Below are 21,055 nucleotides of genomic sequence, written 5' to 3' on the forward strand. Positions count from 1 at the left end.
GGGTGCATGGGGGCTAATCCACAAGATGTTGAAGTTGGCAGGGGTGGCGCGGCGCTGGACGCTGACGACCCGGAGCCCTATAGTCGCGCCGCTTCGCCGCGCTGGTCGCGGCCTGTCTTGAGCCCTCTTAAGTTTCGGGTGCGAACCTAGTGCTGAAAGCGATCTTCACCTGGTGGAACGGCGCGACCCTGGGTCAGCGTTTCCACATCGGCCGTCGCGGCGTCTTCGTGGGCCAGGATGAGCAGGGCAACCGCTACTTCGAGGCGCGCGATAACAGCGACAGCTACGATCAGCGCAAGCGCCGCTGGGTGATCTACAACGGTTACGCCGAAGCCTCGAAGGTCCCGCCGGACTGGAGCGGCTGGCTGCACTATACGTTCGACGAACCGCCGACCGAGGCGCCGTTGAAACGCCGCGACTGGGAGAAGGATCACCTCCCGAACCTGACCGGCACCGTCCACGCCTGGCGTCCGAAGGGCTCTCTGACCCGCGGCGGTGAGCGCGCGGCCGCCACCAGCGATTACCAAGCCTGGTCGCCGGAATAAGACGGATGGCCCGCCGGGCGTCCTGGATCGCCGCTGCCGCGGCGCTGGCCGGTTTGGTTGGCGCCAGCGCGGCGATCGCTCGCCAGACAACGCCGCAATCCGCTCAAACCCCGCCGGGCGCGCCTCAGGCGCCGGTTGCTCAGTCCGCACGTCCAGCAGCCTCCCAGCCAGAACTGCGCCCATCGCAACCTCCGCAAGGCGGGCCCGCCACGGCGACGCCCAACGCGCAACTCGCGCCAACGCCGACCGTCGCGACGCCCGAGAAGCCGCCGGCTCCCGCCGCGCCAGTAAAGCCGCCTGAGCCCGCCAAGCGGCAGCGCTACGCCATTGCGATCATGCAGGCGCTGGACAAGGTCACGACCGAGACCATGCGCTTCGAGGTCCCGGTCGGGCAGCCGATCCGTTACAAGACCCTGGTCTTCACGGTCCGCGCCTGCGAGACGGCGGCGTCTGACGAGGTCGCGCCGGAAACGACCGCCTATGTGATCGTCGACACCCAACCCAAGGCGCAGGCCGGTCGCCCCGCACCCGCCGGACGCCAAATCTACAAGGGGTGGATGTACGCCAGCTCGCCGGGCCTGAACCCGCTGCAGCATCCCGTCTATGACGCCTGGCTGATCGCCTGCAAGCAGTCGATCCCGGTCGCGCCGCCCGCCAAGCCGTAGAAGTCGCCCTGGACGGCCAGGGCCTTGGCCAGGCGCTTCCGATAGTCGGCGCGGCTGATCTCGATGGTCCCGAACTGCGTCAGATGATCTGTCAGGAACTGGGTGTCCAGGAGCTGGTATCCGCCAGCGATCAGCCGCGCGACCAGGTGCACCAGCGCCACCTTGCTGGCGTCTCTCGCGGTCGAGAACATGCTCTCTCCGAAGAAAGCGCCGCCCAGCGAGACCCCATAAAGCCCGCCGACGAGCTCACCCTCCAACCAGGTCTCGACGCTATGGGCCAGGCCTCGCGCGTAGAGCTGGCCATAAAGGCGCTGGATAGGGTGGTTGATCCAGGTGTCGACGCGGCCCGGCTTCGAAGCCGCGCAGCCTTCGATCACCGCGTCAAAGGCGGTGTCGATGCGGATCTCATAGGGACCGTTGCGGACCGTGCGCGCTAGGCGCTTGGGAATATGGAAATCCCCGAGCGGCAAGACGCCCCGCCGCTCGGGATCAATCAGGAAGAGGCTTTCGTCCTCGCGGGCGTCGGCCATGGGGAAGACGCCACGCGCGTAGCAGGCGATCAGGTCATCGACCGTGAAGGCGTCTTCCATCGCCACCCGGACCTTAGGCTTCCTGGGCTTTGATCCAGCGCTCCAGCCAGTGGATGTTGTAGTCCCCGGCCAGGATATCGGGTTGGACCAGGAGGTCCTGGAACAGCGGGATCGTGGTCTCCACACCGCCCACGACCATTTCCGCCAGGCAGCGCTTCAGGCGGGCGATGCACTCGGCGCGGTCGCGGCCATGCACGATCAGCTTGCCGATCAGGCTGTCGTAGTAGGGCGGGATCGCATAGCCGGTGTAGATCGCCGAATCCAGGCGCACGCCAAGACCGCCCGGTGCATGGAAGTCGGTGATCGTGCCCGGCGAAGGCGTGAAGGTCCGCGCGTTCTCGGCGTTGATCCGGCACTCGATGGCGTGGCCTTCGAAGACGACGTCTTCCTGGGTGAACGACAGCGGCAGGCCGGCGGCGATGCGAATCTGTTCGCGCACCAGGTCGATGCCGGTGATGGCTTCGGTGACCGGGTGTTCGACCTGCAAGCGGGTGTTCATCTCGATGAAGAAGAACTCGTCGTTCTCCCACAGGAACTCGATGGTCCCGACGCCCAGATAGCCGATGGCCTTGACCGCATCGACGACGACCTTGCCGATCTTGGCGCGACCTTCGGCCGAAAGGGCGGGCGAGGGGGCTTCTTCCAGCACCTTCTGGTGACGACGCTGCAGCGAGCAGTCGCGCTCGCCCAGGTGCACGACGTTGCCATGGCTGTCGGCGATCACCTGCAGCTCGATGTGGCGCGGCTTCTGGAGATAGCGCTCCATATAGACCGTGTCGTCGCCGAACGCAGCGCGGGCTTCCGAACGGGCGGTCGAGACGGCTTCGGCCAGATCTTCGCGGGTCTGGGCGACCTTCATGCCGCGACCACCGCCGCCGGCGGCGGCCTTGATCAGCACGGGGAAGCCGATCTTCTCTGCGGCCTCGAAGGCCTCTTCCTCGGTCGACACGCCGCCGTCCGAGCCGGGAACCACCGGGATGCCGGCGTCCTTCACGGCCTGCTTGGCGGTGATCTTGTCGCCCATCATCCGGATGTGCTCGGGCTTGGGACCGATGAAGGTGAAGCCGTGCGCGCCGACGATCTCGGCGAAGCGGGCGTTCTCGGACAGGAAGCCATAGCCCGGGTGGATCGCCTGGGCGCCGGTGATCTCAGCGGCCGCGATGATCGACGGGATGTTCAGATAGCTTTTGGCGGCGGGGGCCGGGCCGATGCAGACGCTCTCGTCAGCCAGGCGCACCCACATCGAGTTGCGGTCAGCCTCGGAATGGACGGCCACCGTGGCGATGCCCATTTCCTTGCAGGCTCTGTGAACCCGGAGCGCGATCTCGCCCCGGTTCGCGATCAGGATCTTGTCGAACATGATCGTTACTCGATAACGACGAGCGGCTCGCCGAACTCGACGGGCTGGGCGTCGGCGATAAGAATCTCAACGATCTTGCCCGCCTTCGGGGCCGAGATCGGGTTCATGGTCTTCATGGCTTCGACGATCAGCAGGGTCTGACCGGCCGCGACGGTGTCGCCGACCTTAACGAAGGCGTCGGCGCCCGGCTGGGGCGACAGGTAGGCGGTGCCGACCATCGGCGACTTCACGGTGTCGCCGCGAGCGGCGGCCGGCGCCGGAGCGGCTTCGGCGGCGGGCGCGGCGGCTGGAGCCGGAGCCGCGGCAGGCGCCGGGGCGTAGGCCGGAGCCGTGGCTTGAACGTAGTTGACCGGCGCGGCGGTCAGCTCACGAGCGACGCGGATCTTCAGGCCGGCATGCTCGACTTCGATCTCGGACAGGCCCGTGTCCTTCAAGATGTCCGCGATCTTGCGGACCAGACGGGCGTCGATGGCCGGAGCTTCGACCGGATCGGCGGGGGCCTTGGGGTTCGACATGGAAGCTTACCTTGTTGTTCTGAAACGCCGCGCGCCGCGGAAAAGCGCTGGGGCGAGGTTCTCGTTAAACGCCGATCAGGCCGAAAGCGGCCTCGATCGCTAATTCGTAGCTCGCCGCGCCGAACCCGGAGACGATCCCCGTGGCCGCCAGCGACACATAAGTATGACGGCGGAATTCCTCTCTCGCCGCCGGGTTGGACAAATGGCACTCGATCACCGGAATGCTCAAGGTCTTGAGCGCATCCAGCAGCGCGATCGAGGTGTGGCCGTAACCGGCCGGATTGAGAATGAGCGCCGAGGCCGACACACGCGCCTCCTGCACCCAGTCGATCAGCACGCCCTCGTGGTTGGACTGGCGGAAGACCACCGAAACGCCGCGCGAAGCCGCCCGCGCCTCACAGCGCGTCCGGACATCCTCGAGCGTGTCCTTGCCGTAAATCTCGGGCTCGCGGGTTCCCAACAGGTTGAGATTGGGTCCGTTCAGCACGTGGATCGGTTTTACCATGCGGCTCCGCCGTCGATTCCGGGAGGTCTTGTATAGCCGGTTCCCTCAGGTCACAAGCAGGGCTCGCTTCGGAGGCGATATGAGACTTCTATTGAACGGGGAAGAACGGGACGTGGGCGAGGTGCGCACGATCGCCGATCTGGTGGCGTCGCTGGGCTTGGACGCCCGTAAGGTGGCGGTCGAGCGCAACCTCGAGATCGCCCCGCGCTCGACCTATGCCGACACGGCTATGAGCGATGGCGACCGCATCGAGATCGTCACTTTTATCGGCGGCGGTTGATCCTAACGGCTGTCATCCCGGCCAAGTGCGAAGCGCGCCGAGCCGGGACCTCGGGATGCGCCGAGTTTGTTGCGGTCCCGGGTCTTCGCCCGGGATGACAGGGAACGGACGGGGGCGTAAACCAACCGCATGAACGCGCACGTTTCCCCCGACACCGTCTCGACGCCTCAGGTTTCTGGCGACACCGAAGAAACCTGGACCGTCGCCGGCCGCACCTTCCGCTCGCGCCTGATCGTCGGGACGGGAAAGTACAAGGACTACGCCACCAACGCCGCCGCCGCCCGCGCGGCCGGGGCCGAGATCGTCACCGTGGCCGTGCGCCGCGTGAACCTGACCGATCCAAGCCAGCCGCTGCTGGTCGACTACGTCAAGCCGAGCGAGTTTACCTATCTGCCGAACACTGCGGGCTGCTTCACCGGCGAGGACGCCGTGCGCACCCTGCGCCTAGCCCGCGAGGCGGGTGGCTGGGATCTCGTCAAGCTCGAGGTCCTTAGCGACCCCAAGACCCTTTTCCCGGACATGGAAGAGACCCTGCGCTCGCTGAAGCTGCTGGTCGCCGACGGCTTCCAGGTGATGGTCTACTGCTCGGACGACCCGGTCTATGCCCGGAAGCTAGAAGAGGCGGGCGCGGTGGCGATCATGCCGCTGGGCGCGCCGATCGGCTCGGGCCTGGGCATCCAGAACCGCGTGAACCTGCGGATCATCGTCGAGAACGCCAAGGTGCCCGTGCTGGTCGACGCCGGCGTGGGGACGGCCTCGGACGCGGCGATCGGCATGGAGCTGGGCTGCGACGCCATCCTGATGAACACCGCCATCGCCGAGGCCAAGGACCCGATCCGCATGGCCAAGGCGATGAAGCACGCCGTCATCGCCGGCCGCGAGGCCTATCTGGCCGGCCGTATGCAGAAGCGTCTCTACGCCGATCCCAGCTCACCGCTGGCGGGACTGATCTAGCGATCAGCCCGCTTTCGCCCTGCTGGCCCGGGTCTGCTCGATCGCCAGCTTCAGGGCGTTGATGTCGGCGCCGGGGATCAGGGTGTCGCCGACGATGAAGGCCGGGGTGCCTTGCAGGGCGAGAGTCTTGGCCAGGGCCTCGGTGTCGGCCAGGTGCTGGCTCACGGCCTCGCTCTCGCCAACGGCCTTGGCCTTGTCGAGGTCGATCCCCAGCCCCTTGGCGATGCGCAGAGCCCCGGCCGCGTCCAAGGCGTTTTCGGCCATCAGCGCCTTGTGGAGCTCCAGGCTCTTGCCCTGGTCCTTGGCGCCTAGCATCAGGCGCGCTGCGGCCTCGCTGTCGCGGCCGAAAATCACGAATTCCTTGAGCACAAGGCGGATGTCCGGGTTCTTCTGGACAAGGTCGATGATCTCAGGCGCGGCATGGCGGCAGTAGCCGCAGCGGTAGTCAAAGAACTCGGTGACGGTGATCGTCCCGGCCGGATTGATCACGACGTCGCGCGGATCGCGCTCGATGGCCTGACGGTATTGGCCGATTGCCTTCTGAGCCGAGACCAGCTGCTGGCTGGCCTGTTTTTCCTGCAGCGCTTGGCTCACCTCCATCAGCACCTCGGGGTGCTCGAGCAGGTAGGCGCGGACCTTCTCGCCGAACGCCTTGTCGGGCTTGGCCTGGTCGCAGCCGGCGAGAACGAGGCTGGAGAGAGCCAGCGGCAGAGCAAGGGGCGCGGCGCGACGGAGCAGGGTCATCGAAGTCTCAAATTAGAGTAGGGCCGTCTATCGGCCGAGATGGGATTGGACCGCGCCGTCCTTGGCCAGGTCCTTCAGGTCCTGGTTGGAGGGACGCGACGCCAGGACGATATCGGTGGCGCGGCGCCAGTCGGGCGTGTCCTTGGGCAACAGTTCGCGAGCCCGCATGGCGAAGACCCGGGCCTCGCGCACGGCGCCGAGCGAAAAGTATTGCTCGGCGGTGGCGAGGCGCGCTTCGCCGTCCTTGTTCTGCTTGTCGTAAGCCTGAGCCAGCAAGCGCCAGGCCACTGTATTGTCAGGCTCGTTGAGCAGGCTGCGCTTCAGCTCCTTGACGCCTTCCTCGACCTTGGCGGGCTCGTCCAGATTGATCAGAGTCTGGCCCAGATTGACCCGCAGCAGGGCGGCGTCGGGCTTGAGCTGAACCGACTTTCGCTGGGGCTCCTCGGCCTGGGCGATGCGATTGAATTCGAACAGCACCTGGCCCTTCAGCTCCCATAGGTAGGGGTTATCCGGGTGATCGGCGATCAGGGCGTCGATCAGCTTCAGGGACCGGTCGGGGTCCTTCATCTGGTAGTAGGCGATGGCGCGCGCGTAGCGGGCCGGAAAGCTGGCGTCGGTCTCCTTGTACTTCATCAAGGCGACCTGTGGGTTGAGGAAGCCCTCCAGCTTGGCCTTCATGATCTCGTGCTGCGCGAGGTCCTCAGGCGTATCGACCGCGATGTAGTGCGGCTGACGCTCGACGCGGCTGCGCAGCACCTCGATCCGTTCGGACGACAGCGGGTGGCTGCGGAAATAGGCGAAGCGGCGGGCTTGGTCGAAGACTTCCTGGTAGCGGAAGTTGTCGAAGAACTCGACGAGGCCGCGTCCTGACTGGCCGGTGGCCTCCAGGAAGCCGGCCGCAGCCTGGTCGGCGCGCGACTCCTGCTCGCGGCTATAGCCAAGGGCGCCCAGGGCGCCGGCGTATTGGGAATTGACGATCAGGGCCGCGCCGCCGTCGGGGGAACCGGCCAGAGCCGCCAGAATGCCCAAGCCCATGGTCAGAATCATGGGCTTGAGGCCCGCGCGCATCATCTCGTCCGACCGGATCGGGTGGCCGCCGGCCAGGTGTCCGGTTTCGTGGGCGATGACGCCGCGTAGCTGGTTCGGGTTCTCCGTCTGCAGGATGAGACCCGTGTTCAGGCCCATCTGCAGACCCTGGGTCGCGAAAGCGTTCAGACTTTTGTCGCCGACGATCAGGATCCGGACGTTCTTGGGATCCAGGCCCGCCGCCGCGAAGATCGGGTTGGCGTCCTGGTGCAGGATCTCTTCGATCTCGGTGTCGCGGATTAGAGACGGGCCACCGTCCTGGGCGAAGGCGACCTGGGGCGCCGAGAGGCCCGAGGCCAAGATCGACAGCGCCGATAGCGCGACGCCAAGACGGCTTCGAACTCCGCGTTTTCTGGCATGCCCTCGACGCGAGGTCATCGAATGATCTCCAGATCGCGCCCCCGCGAACTCCAGCAATCTAACTTGGATTATCTGGGCGAGGGAACAAGGGCCGCACTCGTCCCTGCGACGATTTCGGCCCGCGTTCTCACCCGAAAACGCGGGCCGATCCGTTCAACTACCGGCGCCACCAGCCGCGGCGCGGCTTTTCGGGCGGGGTCGTGATCTCGGCCGGATCAGGCTGGGCCGGAGTCGCCGGAGCGACTTCGGCGGCGACTTCCGGTTCCGGGGCTGGCGCGGATTCGATGGCCGGAGCGGCCTCGGGCTCCGGCGGAGCCAGAGCGACCGTCTCAGCGACGACCTCGGCGACGGCTTCGACCGCCTCGGCGGACTCGGCGACAGCCTTTTTGCTGCGCGAGCGCGTGCGCTTGGGCTTCTTGGGCGCTTCCTCGGTCTCGGGCAGCTCAACCCAGACATCGGCGGGCGGGGCGGAGATCGCGGGCGGAGCCAGGATTGGCGCCTCGAAGGCCTCGCCCGGCTCTGCGGCGGTCACGACCTCGACGGGCGAAGCCGTTTCGGCGACGGCCGCGTCGACAGCCGGCGTCTCGTCGCGGTTGCGGCGACCGCGGTCACGGCCGCGACGGCCGCGTTCGCGAGCGGGACGCTCCTCGCGCTCGATGCGTTCCGGACGTTCGGCCTGGGCTTCGGCGCGAGCTTCCGGCGCTGAGCGACGGCCTTCGCCGCCGTTGCCGCTGACCAGGGTCGCCGGATCGTGCCAGGTGAAGACGTTTTCGCCGAACGGGACCCGCGGACGGATCCAGATGTAGGCGTCAGTCGGGCGATCGCCGTCTTCGCGACCGCCGCGACGGCCGCCACGACGGCCGCGACGGCGGCGACGGCGGCGGGCGTCCTCGTCCTCGTCACCGAACTCGGCGCGGTCATCGGCGTCTTCCTCGTCACCTTCGGCCTCGGCCTCGGCGTCGACTTCTGTTTCGGTCTCGCGGTCGTCGCGACGGCCGCGACGGCGGTCGCGACGGCGGCGGCCCTTGCGGTCGCCACGGTCGTCATCGCGCGCCTGCTTGCGGCTGGAGGCGTCGTCGTCATCGGTGTCTTCGCGTTCGATGTCGTCCTCGTTCTCAAGGACTTCTTCGTCGTCTTCCTCGGCCTCGTCGTTAAAGGCGGCGTAGTCGAAGTCGTCGTCCTCATCGACATAGGGCGCAGGCGCGACGGCGATGCGTTCCCCAAGCTCGGTGCGCTCGATTTCCTGGTCGCCGGCGTGCAGGCTATCGTCGACCACAACGGTCACGAACAGGCCGTGCGTATCCAGCAGACGCTGTAGGTAGGCGCGCTTTTCGTTCAGGATATAGAGGCCGACCGACCGCGAGACCTTCAGGATCACGCTGCCCGAACCCTTCAGGGCCTCGACTTCGACCGCGCGCAGAGCGGCGAGAGCACTGGACTCCACCGAGCGGACGCGACCGGCGCCTTCGCAGTGTTCGCAGACGTGGGTGGTGCCTTCCAGGACGCCGGTGCGGCGACGCTGGCGGCTGATCTCCATCAGGCCAAAGCCAGAGATCTTGCCCATCTGGATGCGCGCGCGGTCGTCCTTGAGTGCGTCCTTCAGGACCTTCTCGACCGTGCGGTTGTTCTTGGCTTCATCCATGTCGATGAAGTCGATGACGATCAGGCCGGCCAGGTCGCGCAGGCGCAGCTGGCGGGCGGCTTCCTCGGCCGCTTCGCAGTTGGTCTTGAGGGCCGTGGCCTCGATGTTGCGCTCGCGCGTGGCCTTGCCCGAGTTGACGTCGATCGCGACCAGGGCCTCGGTCTGGTTGATCACCAGATAGCCGCCGGACCTCAGTGGCACGACCGGCGAGTAGATCTGGGCCAGATGGTCCTCGATTTTGTTCTTCACGAACAGCGGGGTCGGGTCGCGATAGTTGAAGACCTTCTTGGCCTGGCTCGGCATCAGCATGCGCATGAAATCGCGCGCTTCCTTGTAGCCGGCGTCGCCTTCGACCCAGATGCCGTCCAGGTCCTTGTCGTACATGTCGCGGATGGCGCGTTTGACGAGGTCTTCTTCCTCGTAGATCAACGCCGGAGCGATCGAGTGCAGCGTGTTCTCGCGGATGTTTTCCCAGAGACGCAGCAGATATTCGTAGTCGCGCTTGATCTCGGCCTTGGTGCGCTTGGCGCCGGCCGTGCGGACGATCAGGCCCATGCCTTGCGGAACGTCCAGGCTTTGGACGACGCTCTTCAGGCGCTTGCGGTCGGTGACGGCCGTGATCTTGCGGCTGATGCCGCCGCCGCGGGCGGTGTTGGGCATCAGTACGCCGTAGCGACCGGCCAGGGAGAGGTAGGTGGTCAGGGCCGCGCCCTTGTTGCCGCGCTCTTCCTTGACGACCTGAACCAGCATGATCTGCCGGCGGCGGATCACTTCCTGGATCTTGTACTTGCGCATCAGCCGGCGCTTACGGCGCGCCAGCTCTTCCTCGACGTCATCGTCGTCATCGTCGTCGATCGCGTGATCGCCGCCGTTGACGTCGTCCTCGTCGTCGCCGCCCGTGGCGCGACGCGAAATCGGGGTGTCATCCTCGTCATCGCCGGAATCGTCGCGCATCAGCGCTTCGCGGTCGGCGACCGGGATCTGGTAGTAGTCGGGGTGGATTTCGTTGAACGCCAGGAAGCCGTGGCGATTACCGCCATACTCGATGAACGCAGCCTGCAGGCTGGGTTCAACCCGGGTCACCTTGGCGAGATAGATATTTCCACGAAGCTGTTTGCGGGTCTGGCTTTCGAAATCGAATTCTTCAACCCGGGTTCCGTCCACGACGACCACACGCGTCTCTTCGGCGTGTGCTGCGTCGATCAGCATCTTCTTCGACATTAAGGAAGTCTCCACGGCGCGCGGCGGGCGCTAGGCCCGGTCGCCGATATGAATGAAGAGCGCGCGCGTCGCCGACCGTTGCCCCGCCAGCGCGGTTGCGAAGGGTCGGGTGCCAAAGGCGGTCGGGTGCGGCGCAGCCCATGGGGGTTTCGTTTTGTCCCTACCGCGCGGGGCGCGGATTGGATGGTTCGTGTGTCGCGCCAGATGGCGCGGATCGGATGGCGCGTCGTCGCCAGAGCGGCGTTTGAGCCCGACGCGGGCCCCTCGATACGGCGTTACGGTAGGCGTCTTGCCCGCACGGTCGGCCGCATCTCGAAACGATGTAGTCTGCCGCCCCGGCGACGGAAGGGGTTCAGGACCTCTTTCGAAACCAGGGACAGCCCGCACGCAGTCGTGACGATCACGGAACTTCGCACGCGGCGGGACTGTAGCCACATTGGCGCGGAAAAGAAAAGCTTTCCACGCGCATCAGGACTTAACCCTTTGGCTACCGCCTCGGGCCGATATTGACGATCGGTTCACCAAATCCGGCTAGCGCGGGTGGGTATGCGTAAGGTTCTCATCAGTTTGGCTCGCATGGGCTGGTTTCGGGCGGCCCTGATCGTCGGCGGCCTGACCACCGCTGGCGTCGCCGTCGCGACCGCCCAAGGCTCCGTCGCGCCCTCGGGTGTGCAGAAGGTCCGCTTCGGCGGCGACCGAACGGAAACCCGCGTGGTCATTGATCTGGATCGCGCCGCCGCTGGTAAGCTGATTTCCGATGGCGCGGCGGACCAGCGTCTGGTCTTGGCGCTGCCGAACGTCACCATTTCTGGCGACCTGCAAGGCTCTGGTCAGGGGCTTGTGAAGCGTTGGCTGATCGACGAGGCCGCCGGTGGCGCGCGTCTGCGCTTGGAGCTGGCCGGCAAGGTCGAGGTCCGCCGCCGCTTCCTGCTGCCGCCGGGCGACGGCGCCACGGCCTACCGCTACGTCATCGACCTTAAGGCCGTGGACGCTGCGGGCGCGCCGGCCTCTCCGCAGGCCGCGCCGCGTCTGATCCAGGCGAGTGCGCCGATCAAGGCCGCGCCCCTGCGCCTTAAGAAGGTCATCGTCATCGACGCCGGACACGGCGGCAAGGACTCGGGCGCTCTGGGCGCCAACGCCTTTGAGAAGGATGTCACCCTGGCCACGGCGAAGGCCCTAAAGGCGCGCCTGGAGAAGACCGGCCGCTATCAGGTGGTGCTGACCCGCGAAACCGACACCTTCGTACCGCTGGAAGGCCGGGTGCAGATCGCCCGCCGGGCCGACGCCGACCTCTTCATTTCCCTGCACGCCGATTCCGGTCCGGATACCGCCACGCGCGGCGCCTCGGTCTACACCCTGTCTGAAAAGGGGGCAGAGCGGGTCGGCCTGGTCCTCGACAAGAGCGACTGGCTGATGAAGGCCAATCTGCCTGGGCGCGACCGCGCGGTCAGTCAGATCCTGCTCGACCTGTCGCAGCGCGCGACCAAGAATCGCTCCGCCGCCTTCGCCCAACTGCTGCTGGCCAATGTCGGCGAGGAGACGGCGCTGCTGCGCCGCAGCCACCGCGACGCCGGCTTCTTCGTGCTGCTGGCGCCGGACGTGCCCGCCGTCCTGCTGGAAATGGGCTTCATCACCAATCCGGAGGACGAGGCCTTCCTGACCAACAAGGCCAGTCGCGCTCGTCTGGTCGACGCGGTGGGTGACTCCATCGAGGCCTACTTCTCGGCGGACGTCCGCAAGTCCTGACCTAAAGGTCCGCTTCCCCTTTCGCGCGCCGCGCTCTAATCACAGAAGCGATCGTTCGCGCCCTGCGCCGAACAATCGAAGTCTAGGTGTGTGGTGGGTCAGGACGCCCGCCCTACGGAGGTCGCGTGGATCTGAAACCCACCGAACGATGGATGGCCATCGCGGGCGTGGCGGTGCTCTCGGTCATCGCCGTCGCCGGATTCGCGATCGCGATCTATGCGGCCTGGCTTTTCCACGACATGCCCGACGCCGGTGAGCTGCAGGACTATCGTCCGCCCACCGCCACGCGCGTCTACGCCTGGGATGGCACCCTGATCGGCGAGTACTCCAAGGAGCGCCGCATCTTCATCCCCTACGACCAGATCCCGCCACAGCTGGTCCAGGCCTTCCTGGCGGCCGAGGATCGCAACTTCTTCAGCCACGGCGGCGTGGATGTCGGCGGCCTTTCGCGCGCCATGATCAACAATGTCGGCAACGCCATCCGCGGTCGGCGTCTTGAAGGGGGCTCGACCATCACACAGCAGGTGGCCAAGAATGTCCTGCTGACCAGCGACGCCACAGTCGGTCGCAAGTTCAAGGAAGCGATCCTGGCGGGCCGTCTGGAGCAGTCGCTGACCAAACAGCAGATTCTTGAGCTCTATCTGAACGAAATCTGGCTGGGTTATCGCTCGTTTGGCGTCGGCGTGGCCGCCTACAACTATTTCGGCAAGTCCCTGCCAGAGCTGACCCTGGCCCAAAGCGCCTATCTGGCGTCGCTGCCCAAGGGGCCGGACAACTACCATCCGATCCGCAACAAGGCCAAGGCGATGGGCCGCCGCAACTGGGTGCTGGGCCAGATGGCCGAGCAGGGGTGGATCACCAAGGCCCAGGCGCAAGCGGCCATGGCGGAGGACCTCGTCGTCCAGCCTGGTCCCAAGCGCGCGGCCTATCGCGACGCTGACTATTTCGTCGAGGAAGTCCGTCAGCGCGGCATGGCCACGCTCGGCCCCCGCCTGACTGAGGGCGGTTACTACATGCGCACGACGCTGGATCCGCGCCTGCAGACGGCCGCGCGGATCGCGCTGATGGACGGGCTGGAACGCTATGATCGCCGCCACGGCTGGCGCGGCGCCTGGGGGCATGTGGAGCCGACCGACCTCAATTGGGAAAAGACGGCCCTTGCCAAGTTGATCCCGTCGGAGCGCACGGCCTGGCGCCGCGCCCTCGTCACCTCGAATGGCGGCCAGGTCCGCCTGGTCAAGGGCGAGGGCGAGGGCCAGATTGTTGGCGAGGACATGGCCTGGGCCAAGGCCGGCAAGGGCCTGAAGGCTGGCGATCTCGTCTTCGTGGAGAAGGCCGCCAGCGGCGGCTACCGCCTGCGTCAGATTCCGGCCGTGAACGGCGCGCTGGTGGCGATGGAGCCCTATACCGGCCGTATCGTCGCCTTGGTCGGCGGCTATAGCTACTCGCTATCCAAGTACAATCGCGCCACCCAGGCCAAGCGCCAGCCAGGCTCGGCGTTCAAGCCGTTCGTCTACGCCGCCGCCCTGGAGAACGGCTACACGCCGGCCAGCGTCGTCGTCGACGGCCCCATCACCTTGAAGGGCGCCAACGGCCAGGACTGGAGTCCCGAGAACTACGACAAGGAGTTCTATGGCGCGCAACCCCTGCGCAAGGGTCTGGAGAAGTCGATCAACGCCATGACCGTGCGCCTGGCTCAGGCTGTGGGCATGAGGAAGATCATCGACTTCTCCAAGCGAGCCGGGGTCGTAAAGGACATGGATCCGGTGCTGGCCATGGCGCTGGGGGCGGGGGAGGCCACGCCCTTCAAGCTGACCGCCGCCTATGCCCCGTTTGTCAACGGCGGTCGCCGCGTCGAGCCGCACTTGATCGAGGTCGTCCAGGATCGCGAGGGCAAGGTCATTTTCCGCGCCGACAAGCGCGATTGCGAGCGTTGCGACGCCGGTTTCAATGGCGATGAAAGCCCGCGCTTCCCAGCGCCGGGCGAGCAGATCATGGATCCGGTGACGGCCTACCAGATCACCTCGATGCTGCAGGGCGTGGTCCAGCGCGGCACCGCCGCCGCCGTCAGCTCGCTGGGCCGCCCGCTGGCCGGCAAGACCGGTACGACCAACGACTACCGAAGCGCCTGGTTCGTCGGCTATTCGCCCAACCTCGTCGTTGGTGTCTTCTTCGGCTTCGACGACAACCGCTCGCTGGGCGAGGGCGAGACGGGCGCGGCGGGCCCCGTCCCGGTGTTCATGGACTTCATGAAGGTCGCGCTGGAAGGTCAGCCTGTCGCTGACTTCAAGCCGCCAAAGAACGCCAAGTTCGCTCTTGTGCGCGGCGTACGCGAAGCCTTCCGACCCGGCACCGAGCCCAAGGTGGAGATCGCGCCGACCGGGCCGATCCCCTACAATGAGCTCACGCCCGGCCTTCCGCCGGTTCCGCAGCCGCCGGCCCAGCCCGGCAAGCCCGTTCAGAAGGTCGATCCGCTGAGCGGCCTCTATTGATGTCGTTGCGCGGGGAGGCGACGCAGGCTAGAGCCTGCGCCCTTCAACACTGTCACGGAGTTACGTGATGAGACCGGATGTTGAGGCCGCCGCGGCCGACATCGAGCAGTCCGTGGGACTGCTCAGGAGGCGTCTTTGACTGGGACGTCGCTCTCCGCAAGCTCGATGAGCTGAACGCCCGGGTCGAGGACCCGACCCTGTGGGACCGTCCGTCCGAGGCCCAAGCTGTCTCGCGCGAGCGCGCCGCGCTGGCCGCCAAGGTCGAGGCGGTGCAGTCGATCGAGCGCGATCTGAAGGACGCCGTCGAGTACGCCGAACTGGCGGACATGGAAGGCGACGAGGAGTCGCTGAACGACGCCCGCGCCCAACTGAAGGCTCTGAAGGACCGGGCCGGCCGCGCCGAGCTCGAGGCCCTGCTCTCGGGGGAAGCCGACGGCAACGACGCCTATATCGAAATCAACTCCGGCGCCGGCGGCACCGAGTCCTGCGACTGGGCCGGCATCCTGCTGCGTATGTACACCCGCTGGGCCAACGCCCACGGCATGCAGACCGAGCTGATCGAAGAGACCGACGGCGACCAGGCTGGCATCAAGTCGGCCACGCTGCTGGTCAAGGGGCCCAACGCCTATGGTTGGCTGAAGACCGAGGCGGGCGTGCACCGGCTGGTGCGCATCAGCCCCTATGACAGCAGCGCCCGTCGCCACACCTCGTTCGCCTCGGCCTGGGTCTATCCGGTGGTTGATGACACCATCGAGATCGAGATCAATCCCGCCGACGTGCGCACCGACACCTATCGCGCTTCGGGCGCCGGCGGTCAGCACATCAACAAGACCGACTCGGCCGTGCGTCTGACGCACATTCCGACCGGCATCGCCGTGGCCTGCCAGGCTGGCCGCTCGCAGCACCAGAACCGCGACGAGGCCTGGAAGATGCTGCGCGCGCGTCTGTACGAAGCCGAGCTGCAAAAGCGCGAGGCCGCTCAGCAGGCGCTGGAAGACCAGAAGACCGACATCGGCTGGGGTCACCAGATCCGCAGCTACGTCCTGCAGCCCTACCAGATGGTCAAGGACCTGCGGACCAACGTCGAGACCTCCGACACCCAAGGTGTGCTGGACGGCGACCTCGACGCGTTCATGGGCGCGGCCCTGGCCCAGCGGGTCGGCGCCACGCGCGACGCCGCCGAGGCGTGAGGCTTCTGGCTGTCGACCGCTGAGAAAGCAAAACGCCCCGGAGCGATCCGGGGCGTTTTTTTGTATCTCAGGCTTCGACCGGAGTCGCGGTGATCGCCAGCACTTCCGGCTCCGGCGTCGGCTGGATGGGGGCGGGCGGGCGCTGGAACTTGAGGCTGCGACCTTGGAAGTAGGCGCCCGATTCCATCGACAACTGCTCGTGAGTGATATCGCCGTCGACATAGGCGGTGCCGTAGAGGCGGACCTGCTTGGCGGTGATCGAGCCGACGATACGGCCACGCACCTCAACGAGGTCGGCCTGGACGCAGCCCTCGACATGGCCGGTCTCGCCCACGCTGAGACGCGCCACGCGCACATCGCCGCGCAGGATCCCGTCGAGCTGCAGCTCGCCTTCGCCCTCGATGGCGCCCTCAATCGTCAGGTCGGCGGAGAGCAGGGAGGCAACCCTCGGAGTCGCGCGACGCTGGGCGTCCGCCGCATTCCCGGGGGGAAGGCTAGGGGGCGCCTCGGCGCGGTTGGCGGCCTTGGGGCCCGACTTAGCTTGCTTGCTGAACATACTCACCAGCCCTCAAGAAGCGATTGGGATTCTGGGCCTTGCCATTGACCCAGACTTCGTAATGCAGGTGCGGGCCGGTCGATCGACCCGTCGAGCCCATGCCGCCGATCCGCGTGCCGATCGCCACGCGCTGGCCGACGCGGACGCCGATCGAGGACAGGTGCGCGTAGCGGGTCTTGAAGCCGCCGCCGTGGTCGATTTCGACCGTGTTGCCATAGCCCGCGCGAACCCCAGTGTAGGAGACGACGCCGGGCGCGGTGGCCATGATCGGCGTGCGCATGGCTCCGGGGAAATCCAGGCCCGAGTGGAAGGCTGGCCGGTGCGTGAACGGATCGAATCGCACGCCATAGCTGGACGACAGGGCGGGATTGCTGGTCGGGCGATACAGGGGCAGCTTTTTCACCGCAGCGCCCAGGCTGCGCATGTCCGACATGTCGTTGGCGGCGTGCTGGATACGGCTGGCGAAGTCCTCGTCGACGTCTAGCACCGCGGCAAGAGCGCGGGGGTCCTTGGCCTCGATCAGCGGGCCGCCCAACGAAACGCCGCGGCCGGTGAACGCGCCAGCGTCGAGGCCCGCCATACGCATCGCCAGACGCAGGCGTTCGGCGCGGCTCTTGGCGAAGCCTTCGGCGGCGTCGATCAGGCGCTCCTGATCCATGCGAGTGGCTTGGATGCGTTCGACGGGGCTAGCGGCCAGCAGGCGCGGCTTGGCGACTGTCAGCGCTTCAGCGGCCCCGGGGACGCCCTTGAAGTCGGAGACCAGGAGAGCGAGGGCGGCGTGGCGCTTCTCGACGGACGTCGCCAGCTCGTCCAGCGAGCCATTGGTGGCCGATAGCTGGGCCACGGCGCTGTTCAGGCGGGCTTGCCGGTCAGCATTCAGGCGCTCGTAGTAAGCCTTCTGTTTGATCACCTGCTGGTCGGTCGAGCTGACTGACAGGGCGCTGATCAGCATCGCCGCCGTGCAGACGCCCATCCAGAGCGCGCCGACCGCCACGCAGCCCGCGCCGACCAACTGTTTGTTCGTGGACAGAACATAACCGCGCATCTCACCGCCAGAGCGGACGTAGAGATGCCGTTCAGGGAACAATGCTTCGAGAGATTGCCGCAGTCGCTTGAAGCGCTTGATCGCCATCGTCCCAGGAAACCCCCCGTTTCAGGTCCGGGGGATATGGGACGATAAAACGTCAACGTGCAAGACTCTTCGCGCCCTGAAAGGACGCGAGTCGCGAAAAGGCATTTTGCGCCTCGATCCTTAACGTTTTCTGAGCAGCACGACCACGCGTTAACCGCGTAAGCCGTGGAAAGGCCACAGGTTGAGGCGCGGATACAACACCCGCGTCGCGCAAGCGTTCCCGAAAAAGGAGAACTTACTTAATGGCCTTGGCCGCGTTCATGACCGCCTTGATATGGCCCGGCACCTTCACCTTGCGCCACACCTCGCGGACAACGCCCTCGCGGTCGATCAGGAAGGTGGAGCGGTCGATGCCCATATACTTGCGGCCGTACATGCTCTTCTCGACCCAGGCGCCATAGGCCTCGACCACATCGCCCATGGGGTCAGCGGCCAGTTCGATGGTCAGGTCGTGTTTGACGCGGAACTTGGCGTGCGAGGCGACGCTGTCCTTGGACACGCCGATGATCACCGCGCCCAGCTTCTGGAACTCCTCGACTTCCGACGAGAACTGCAGCGCTTCGGAGGTACAGCCGGCGGTGTCGTCCTTCGGGTAGAAATAGAGGACGATGTTCTTGCCCTTCAGGGCTGACAGGCTGACGCGACCGGTGTCGGTCGGCAGGTCGAAATCGGGGGCCTTGTCGCCGGGTTGCAGCATCGAACGCTTCTCCACCTAGAAAGCTGTCATCCCGGACGCGCGAAGCGCGATCCGGGACCACCGCAAGCTCATGAGTCGTTGGCGGTCCCGGCTCTCCGCTACGCTGCGGCCGGGATGACAGTCAACTAACTAAACGGGCTTCACCAACACGATCTTCTTCTTGCCGGCGGCGAGCTTGACGACGCCCTCGACAAGATCGGCGGCGGTGATCGTCCGGTTGGCGTCAGCCTCGGCCTTGTCGTTGACCTTCAGGCCGCCGCCCTGTGCCAGGCGGCGGGCCTCGCCGCGCGAGCCAGCCAGGCCCGCGTCAGCGAACAGGGCCGCCAGCACGATGCCCGCCTCCAGGTCGGCCGCCGGAACCTCGAAGGTCGGCAGGTCGGCCGACAGCGCGCCCTGTTCGAAGGCCTTCTCGGCGGCGTCGCGGGCCTTGCGAGCCTCTTCCTCGCCGTGGGCCATGCGGGTGGCTTCGTCGGCCAGCACCTTCTTGGCCTCGTTGATCTGGGCGCCTTCTAGGGCTTCCAGCTCGGCGATCTTGTCCAGCGGCAGGTCGGTGAACAGCTTCAGGAAGCGGCCGACGTCCGCGTCCTCGGTGTTGCGCCAGAACTGCCAGTAGTCGTAGGGGCTCAGCTGCTCGGCGTTCAGCCACACCGCCCCGGCCGCCGTCTTGCCCATCTTGGCGCCCGAGGCGGTGGCCAGGAGCGGCGTCGTCAGGCCAAAGGCGCTCTTCTGGTCGACGCGGCGAGTCAGCTCGACGCCGTTCAGGATGTTGCCCCACTGGTCCGAGCCGCCCATCTGCAGCACGCAGCCGTGGGCGCGGTTCAGCTCCAGGAAGTCCACCGCCTGCATCAGCATGTAGTTGAACTCAAGGAACGTCATCGGCTGCTCGCGCTCCAGGCGCAGCTTGACCGAGTCGAAGGCCAGCATCCGATTGACGGTGAAGTGGACGCCGTATTCGCGCAGGAACTGGACGTAGCCGAACTTCGAGAGCCAGGCGTCGTTGTCGACCATGATCGCGTCGGTCGGTCCGTCGCCAAAGGTCAGGAACTTGGCGAAGACCTGCTTGATGCCGGCGATGTTGGCCTGGATGTCGGCGTCCGACAGCAGCTTGCGGCTCTCGTCCTTGCCGGTGGGGTCGCCGACCTTTGTCGTGCCGCCGCCCATCAGGACGATCGGCTTGTGACCGGCCTGCTGCAGGCGGCGCAGAAGCATGATCTGGATCAGGCTGCCGACGTGCAGGGACGGGGCGGTGGCGTCGAAGCCGATATAGGCGGTGACGATCCCGGCCGTGGCGGCCGCGTCCAGTTCGTCCGGATGGGTGATCTGGTGGATGTAGCCGCGGGCCTCCAGGGTTCGCAGGAACTCTGACTTGAAGGACGACGCGGCGGACATGGATCGACTCTCTATTTGACTTGGCGGGCCGTCTAGCACGGCGGGATTGGATTGTGAGGCTTTCATTTCAGACTCCGGGGAGGATGCCGGAGCGCATGATCGACTAGCAAGAAAGCGACCCCGGCGAGGCGGGGGCTAAGCGACGTGTCTGGTCGGCCTCCCGCTATGGCAGCGGGCGGTAATAGGGGCGGGCCAGGACGAAAGCGTCGATCATGGGCCTAGCTAGCGTTTCGCCGCCGTGGCAGTCAACGGTCCCATGAAAATCCTGGGATTCATGACCGGCACCTCGCTGGACGCGGTCGACATGGCGGTGCTGGAAACGGACGGCCACGACATCCAAGCCTTTGGTCCCGCCGGCGAGCGCAAGCTGCGGGAGGAGACCCGGGACCTGTTGCTGGTGGCCACCGAGGTCGCCCGAGGCTGGCCGCGCGACAAGCCCGCGCCCGAGATCTTCGCCGAGGCCGCCCGGGCGGTGGCCGATGAGCACCTGCACGCGGCGGAAAGCTTTCTGGCCGAGCACGGCCTGGCCTGGAGCGACTTCGACCTGCTGGGCGTCCACGGCCAGACCGTGCTGCACGAGCGCCCGACGCCCGAGCGGATCGGCCGGACCGTGCAACTGCTGGACGCCGAGCGCCTGGCCAAGGCCACCGGTCGGCCGGTGGCCTTCGACTTCCGCGCGGCCGACGTGGCGGCTGGCGGGCAGGGCGCGCCGCTGGCCCCGATCTACCACGCCGCTCGGGCCCGGGCCTCGGGCCTGGCCGCGCCGGTGGCGGCTCTGAATGTCGGCGGGGTAGCCAACATCACCCTGATTGGAGAGGGCGACGATCTGCTGGCCTTCGACACCGGTCCCGGCAACGGCATGATCGACCTGATGCTGCAGGAGCGTGGGCTGGGCCGGTTCGACGAGAACGGCCGTCTGGCCGCCGCCGGCCGGGTCGACCAAGCCATCCTCGACGCCTTCCTGGCCAGCGACTACTTCGCCGGCCCCGCGCCCAAGTCGCTGGACCGCTACGACTTCCCGCTGGATCTGGTCGAGCCGCTGTCGGCCGAGGACGCCGCCGCCACTCTGGTCGCCTTCACGGCCGAGGCGGTGATCAAGGCCTTCGACCACGGTGCGCGGCCCAGCGCCCTGATCGTCTGCGGCGGCGGGCGTCATAATCCGCAGATCATGCGCGCCTTGACCGAACGCGCGCCCGTGCCGGTCAAGACCGCCGAAGCCTTCGGCTGGCGCGGCGACAGCATCGAGGCCGAAGCCTTCGCCTACCTCGCCGCCCGCACGGCCAAGGGCCTGCCGATCAGCTTCCCGGGGACCACGGGCGTGAAGACGCCGATGACCGGCGGAAGAATAGTTCTGCCGTAAGAGAGAAATCCTCCCCCGCTATGGGG

21 protein-coding genes are annotated in these 21,055 nt (G+C 66.7%); 8 read left to right on the forward strand and 13 right to left on the reverse strand.

Going from position 1 to position 21,055, the window contains the following annotated elements:
• Nucleotides 1–149 precede the first annotated feature (149 nt).
• Both CSW59_RS04385 and CSW59_RS04390 read left to right on the forward strand, forming a co-directional pair.
• The gene (locus CSW59_RS04385; RefSeq protein WP_099442883.1) at nucleotides 150–545 is read left to right on the forward strand and encodes an NADH:ubiquinone oxidoreductase subunit NDUFA12; all 396 of its coding nucleotides are present in this window, start codon (nucleotides 150–152) and stop codon (nucleotides 543–545) included.
• A gap of 5 nt (nucleotides 546–550) precedes the next feature.
• Nucleotides 551–1,210 (forward strand): DUF2155 domain-containing protein, encoded by a 660-nt coding sequence (locus CSW59_RS04390; protein ID WP_099442884.1) that lies wholly within the window; start codon nucleotides 551–553, stop codon nucleotides 1,208–1,210.
• On the opposite strand, the gene aat is transcribed toward CSW59_RS04390, so the two are convergent.
• The 4 genes from aat to aroQ form a co-directional block, all read right to left on the reverse strand.
• On the reverse strand, nucleotides 1,147–1,800 hold the full coding sequence (aat, locus tag CSW59_RS04395; protein ID WP_099442885.1) for a leucyl/phenylalanyl-tRNA--protein transferase: 654 nt from the start codon (nucleotides 1,798–1,800) through the stop codon (nucleotides 1,147–1,149). The genes CSW59_RS04390 and aat overlap by 64 nt on opposite strands.
• 13 nt (nucleotides 1,801–1,813) lie before the next feature.
• Nucleotides 1,814–3,160: an acetyl-CoA carboxylase biotin carboxylase subunit gene (gene accC, locus CSW59_RS04400; protein ID WP_099442886.1), complete on the reverse strand. Its 1,347-nt coding sequence runs from the start codon at nucleotides 3,158–3,160 to the stop codon at nucleotides 1,814–1,816.
• A gap of 5 nt (nucleotides 3,161–3,165) precedes the next feature.
• Nucleotides 3,166–3,675 (reverse strand): acetyl-CoA carboxylase biotin carboxyl carrier protein, encoded by a 510-nt coding sequence (gene accB / locus CSW59_RS04405; RefSeq protein WP_099442887.1) that lies wholly within the window; start codon nucleotides 3,673–3,675, stop codon nucleotides 3,166–3,168.
• 64 nt (nucleotides 3,676–3,739) lie between these two features.
• The gene (gene aroQ / locus CSW59_RS04410; protein WP_099442888.1) at nucleotides 3,740–4,180 is read right to left on the reverse strand and encodes a type II 3-dehydroquinate dehydratase; all 441 of its coding nucleotides are present in this window, start codon (nucleotides 4,178–4,180) and stop codon (nucleotides 3,740–3,742) included.
• A gap of 79 nt (nucleotides 4,181–4,259) precedes the next feature.
• Between aroQ and thiS the strand changes: the two genes are divergently transcribed.
• Both thiS and CSW59_RS04420 read left to right on the forward strand, forming a co-directional pair.
• Nucleotides 4,260–4,460: a sulfur carrier protein ThiS gene (gene thiS / locus CSW59_RS04415; RefSeq protein WP_099442889.1), complete on the forward strand. Its 201-nt coding sequence runs from the start codon at nucleotides 4,260–4,262 to the stop codon at nucleotides 4,458–4,460.
• Nucleotides 4,461–4,589: 129 nt separating this feature from the next.
• The gene (locus CSW59_RS04420; RefSeq protein WP_099442890.1) at nucleotides 4,590–5,414 is read left to right on the forward strand and encodes a thiazole synthase; all 825 of its coding nucleotides are present in this window, start codon (nucleotides 4,590–4,592) and stop codon (nucleotides 5,412–5,414) included.
• Between the two features lie 3 nt (nucleotides 5,415–5,417).
• Here CSW59_RS04420 and CSW59_RS04425 read toward each other — a convergent pair whose 3' ends face one another.
• The 4 genes from CSW59_RS04425 to CSW59_RS04440 form a co-directional block, all read right to left on the reverse strand.
• The gene (locus CSW59_RS04425) at nucleotides 5,418–6,158 is read right to left on the reverse strand and encodes a DsbA family protein (protein ID WP_099442891.1); all 741 of its coding nucleotides are present in this window, start codon (nucleotides 6,156–6,158) and stop codon (nucleotides 5,418–5,420) included.
• A gap of 27 nt (nucleotides 6,159–6,185) precedes the next feature.
• Nucleotides 6,186–7,622, reverse strand: coding sequence for a M48 family metallopeptidase (locus CSW59_RS04430; protein ID WP_099442892.1), 1,437 nt, complete (start codon nucleotides 7,620–7,622; stop codon nucleotides 6,186–6,188).
• 139 nt (nucleotides 7,623–7,761) lie between these two features.
• Nucleotides 7,762–10,467, reverse strand: coding sequence for a ribonuclease E/G (locus CSW59_RS04435; RefSeq protein WP_099442893.1), 2,706 nt, complete (start codon nucleotides 10,465–10,467; stop codon nucleotides 7,762–7,764).
• The gene (locus CSW59_RS04440) at nucleotides 10,391–10,609 is read right to left on the reverse strand and encodes a hypothetical protein (protein WP_099442894.1); all 219 of its coding nucleotides are present in this window, start codon (nucleotides 10,607–10,609) and stop codon (nucleotides 10,391–10,393) included. The genes CSW59_RS04435 and CSW59_RS04440 overlap by 77 nt, the downstream gene beginning before the upstream one ends.
• A gap of 404 nt (nucleotides 10,610–11,013) precedes the next feature.
• Between CSW59_RS04440 and CSW59_RS04445 the strand changes: the two genes are divergently transcribed.
• The 3 genes from CSW59_RS04445 to prfB all read left to right on the forward strand — a co-directional run bounded on the left by CSW59_RS04445 (nucleotide 11,014) and on the right by prfB (nucleotide 15,895).
• Complete coding sequence (locus CSW59_RS04445; protein ID WP_099442895.1) at nucleotides 11,014–12,213, forward strand: N-acetylmuramoyl-L-alanine amidase; 1,200 nt, start codon at nucleotides 11,014–11,016, stop codon at nucleotides 12,211–12,213.
• Between the two features lie 125 nt (nucleotides 12,214–12,338).
• Nucleotides 12,339–14,705, forward strand: coding sequence for a penicillin-binding protein 1A (locus CSW59_RS04450; protein WP_201722711.1), 2,367 nt, complete (start codon nucleotides 12,339–12,341; stop codon nucleotides 14,703–14,705).
• 67 nt (nucleotides 14,706–14,772) lie between these two features.
• A protein-coding gene (prfB, locus tag CSW59_RS04455; protein WP_099442896.1) for a peptide chain release factor 2 occupies nucleotides 14,773–15,895 on the forward strand; the annotation gives its coding sequence in 2 pieces (ribosomal slippage) (nucleotides 14,773–14,841 and nucleotides 14,843–15,895; 1,122 coding nt in all).
• A 67-nt stretch (nucleotides 15,896–15,962) separates the two neighbouring features.
• On the opposite strand, the gene CSW59_RS04460 is transcribed toward prfB, so the two are convergent.
• The 5 genes from CSW59_RS04460 to CSW59_RS20910 all read right to left on the reverse strand — a co-directional run bounded on the left by CSW59_RS04460 (nucleotide 15,963) and on the right by CSW59_RS20910 (nucleotide 19,883).
• On the reverse strand, nucleotides 15,963–16,451 hold the full coding sequence (locus CSW59_RS04460; protein ID WP_099442897.1) for a polymer-forming cytoskeletal protein: 489 nt from the start codon (nucleotides 16,449–16,451) through the stop codon (nucleotides 15,963–15,965).
• Nucleotides 16,432–17,583, reverse strand: coding sequence for a peptidoglycan DD-metalloendopeptidase family protein (locus CSW59_RS04465; protein WP_099442898.1), 1,152 nt, complete (start codon nucleotides 17,581–17,583; stop codon nucleotides 16,432–16,434). Before CSW59_RS04465 ends, CSW59_RS04460 begins: the two co-directional genes overlap by 20 nt.
• Nucleotides 17,584–17,818: 235 nt before the next feature.
• Entirely contained in the window at nucleotides 17,819–18,280 is a 462-nt protein-coding gene (locus CSW59_RS04470) for a peroxiredoxin (protein ID WP_099442899.1), read from the reverse strand.
• A gap of 129 nt (nucleotides 18,281–18,409) precedes the next feature.
• The gene (gene tyrS / locus CSW59_RS04475; RefSeq protein WP_201722712.1) at nucleotides 18,410–19,735 is read right to left on the reverse strand and encodes a tyrosine--tRNA ligase; all 1,326 of its coding nucleotides are present in this window, start codon (nucleotides 19,733–19,735) and stop codon (nucleotides 18,410–18,412) included.
• 97 nt (nucleotides 19,736–19,832) lie between these two features.
• On the reverse strand, nucleotides 19,833–19,883 hold the full coding sequence (locus tag CSW59_RS20910) for a hypothetical protein (RefSeq protein WP_024265744.1): 51 nt from the start codon (nucleotides 19,881–19,883) through the stop codon (nucleotides 19,833–19,835).
• Nucleotides 19,884–19,925: 42 nt separating this feature from the next.
• Between CSW59_RS20910 and CSW59_RS04480 the strand changes: the two genes are divergently transcribed.
• On the forward strand, nucleotides 19,926–21,029 hold the full coding sequence (locus CSW59_RS04480) for an anhydro-N-acetylmuramic acid kinase (protein WP_099442901.1): 1,104 nt from the start codon (nucleotides 19,926–19,928) through the stop codon (nucleotides 21,027–21,029).
• Nucleotides 21,030–21,055 lie beyond the last annotated feature (26 nt).

The organism is Caulobacter sp. BP25, assembly GCF_002737755.1.
Taxonomy (GTDB): Bacteria; Pseudomonadota; Alphaproteobacteria; order Caulobacterales; family Caulobacteraceae; genus Caulobacter.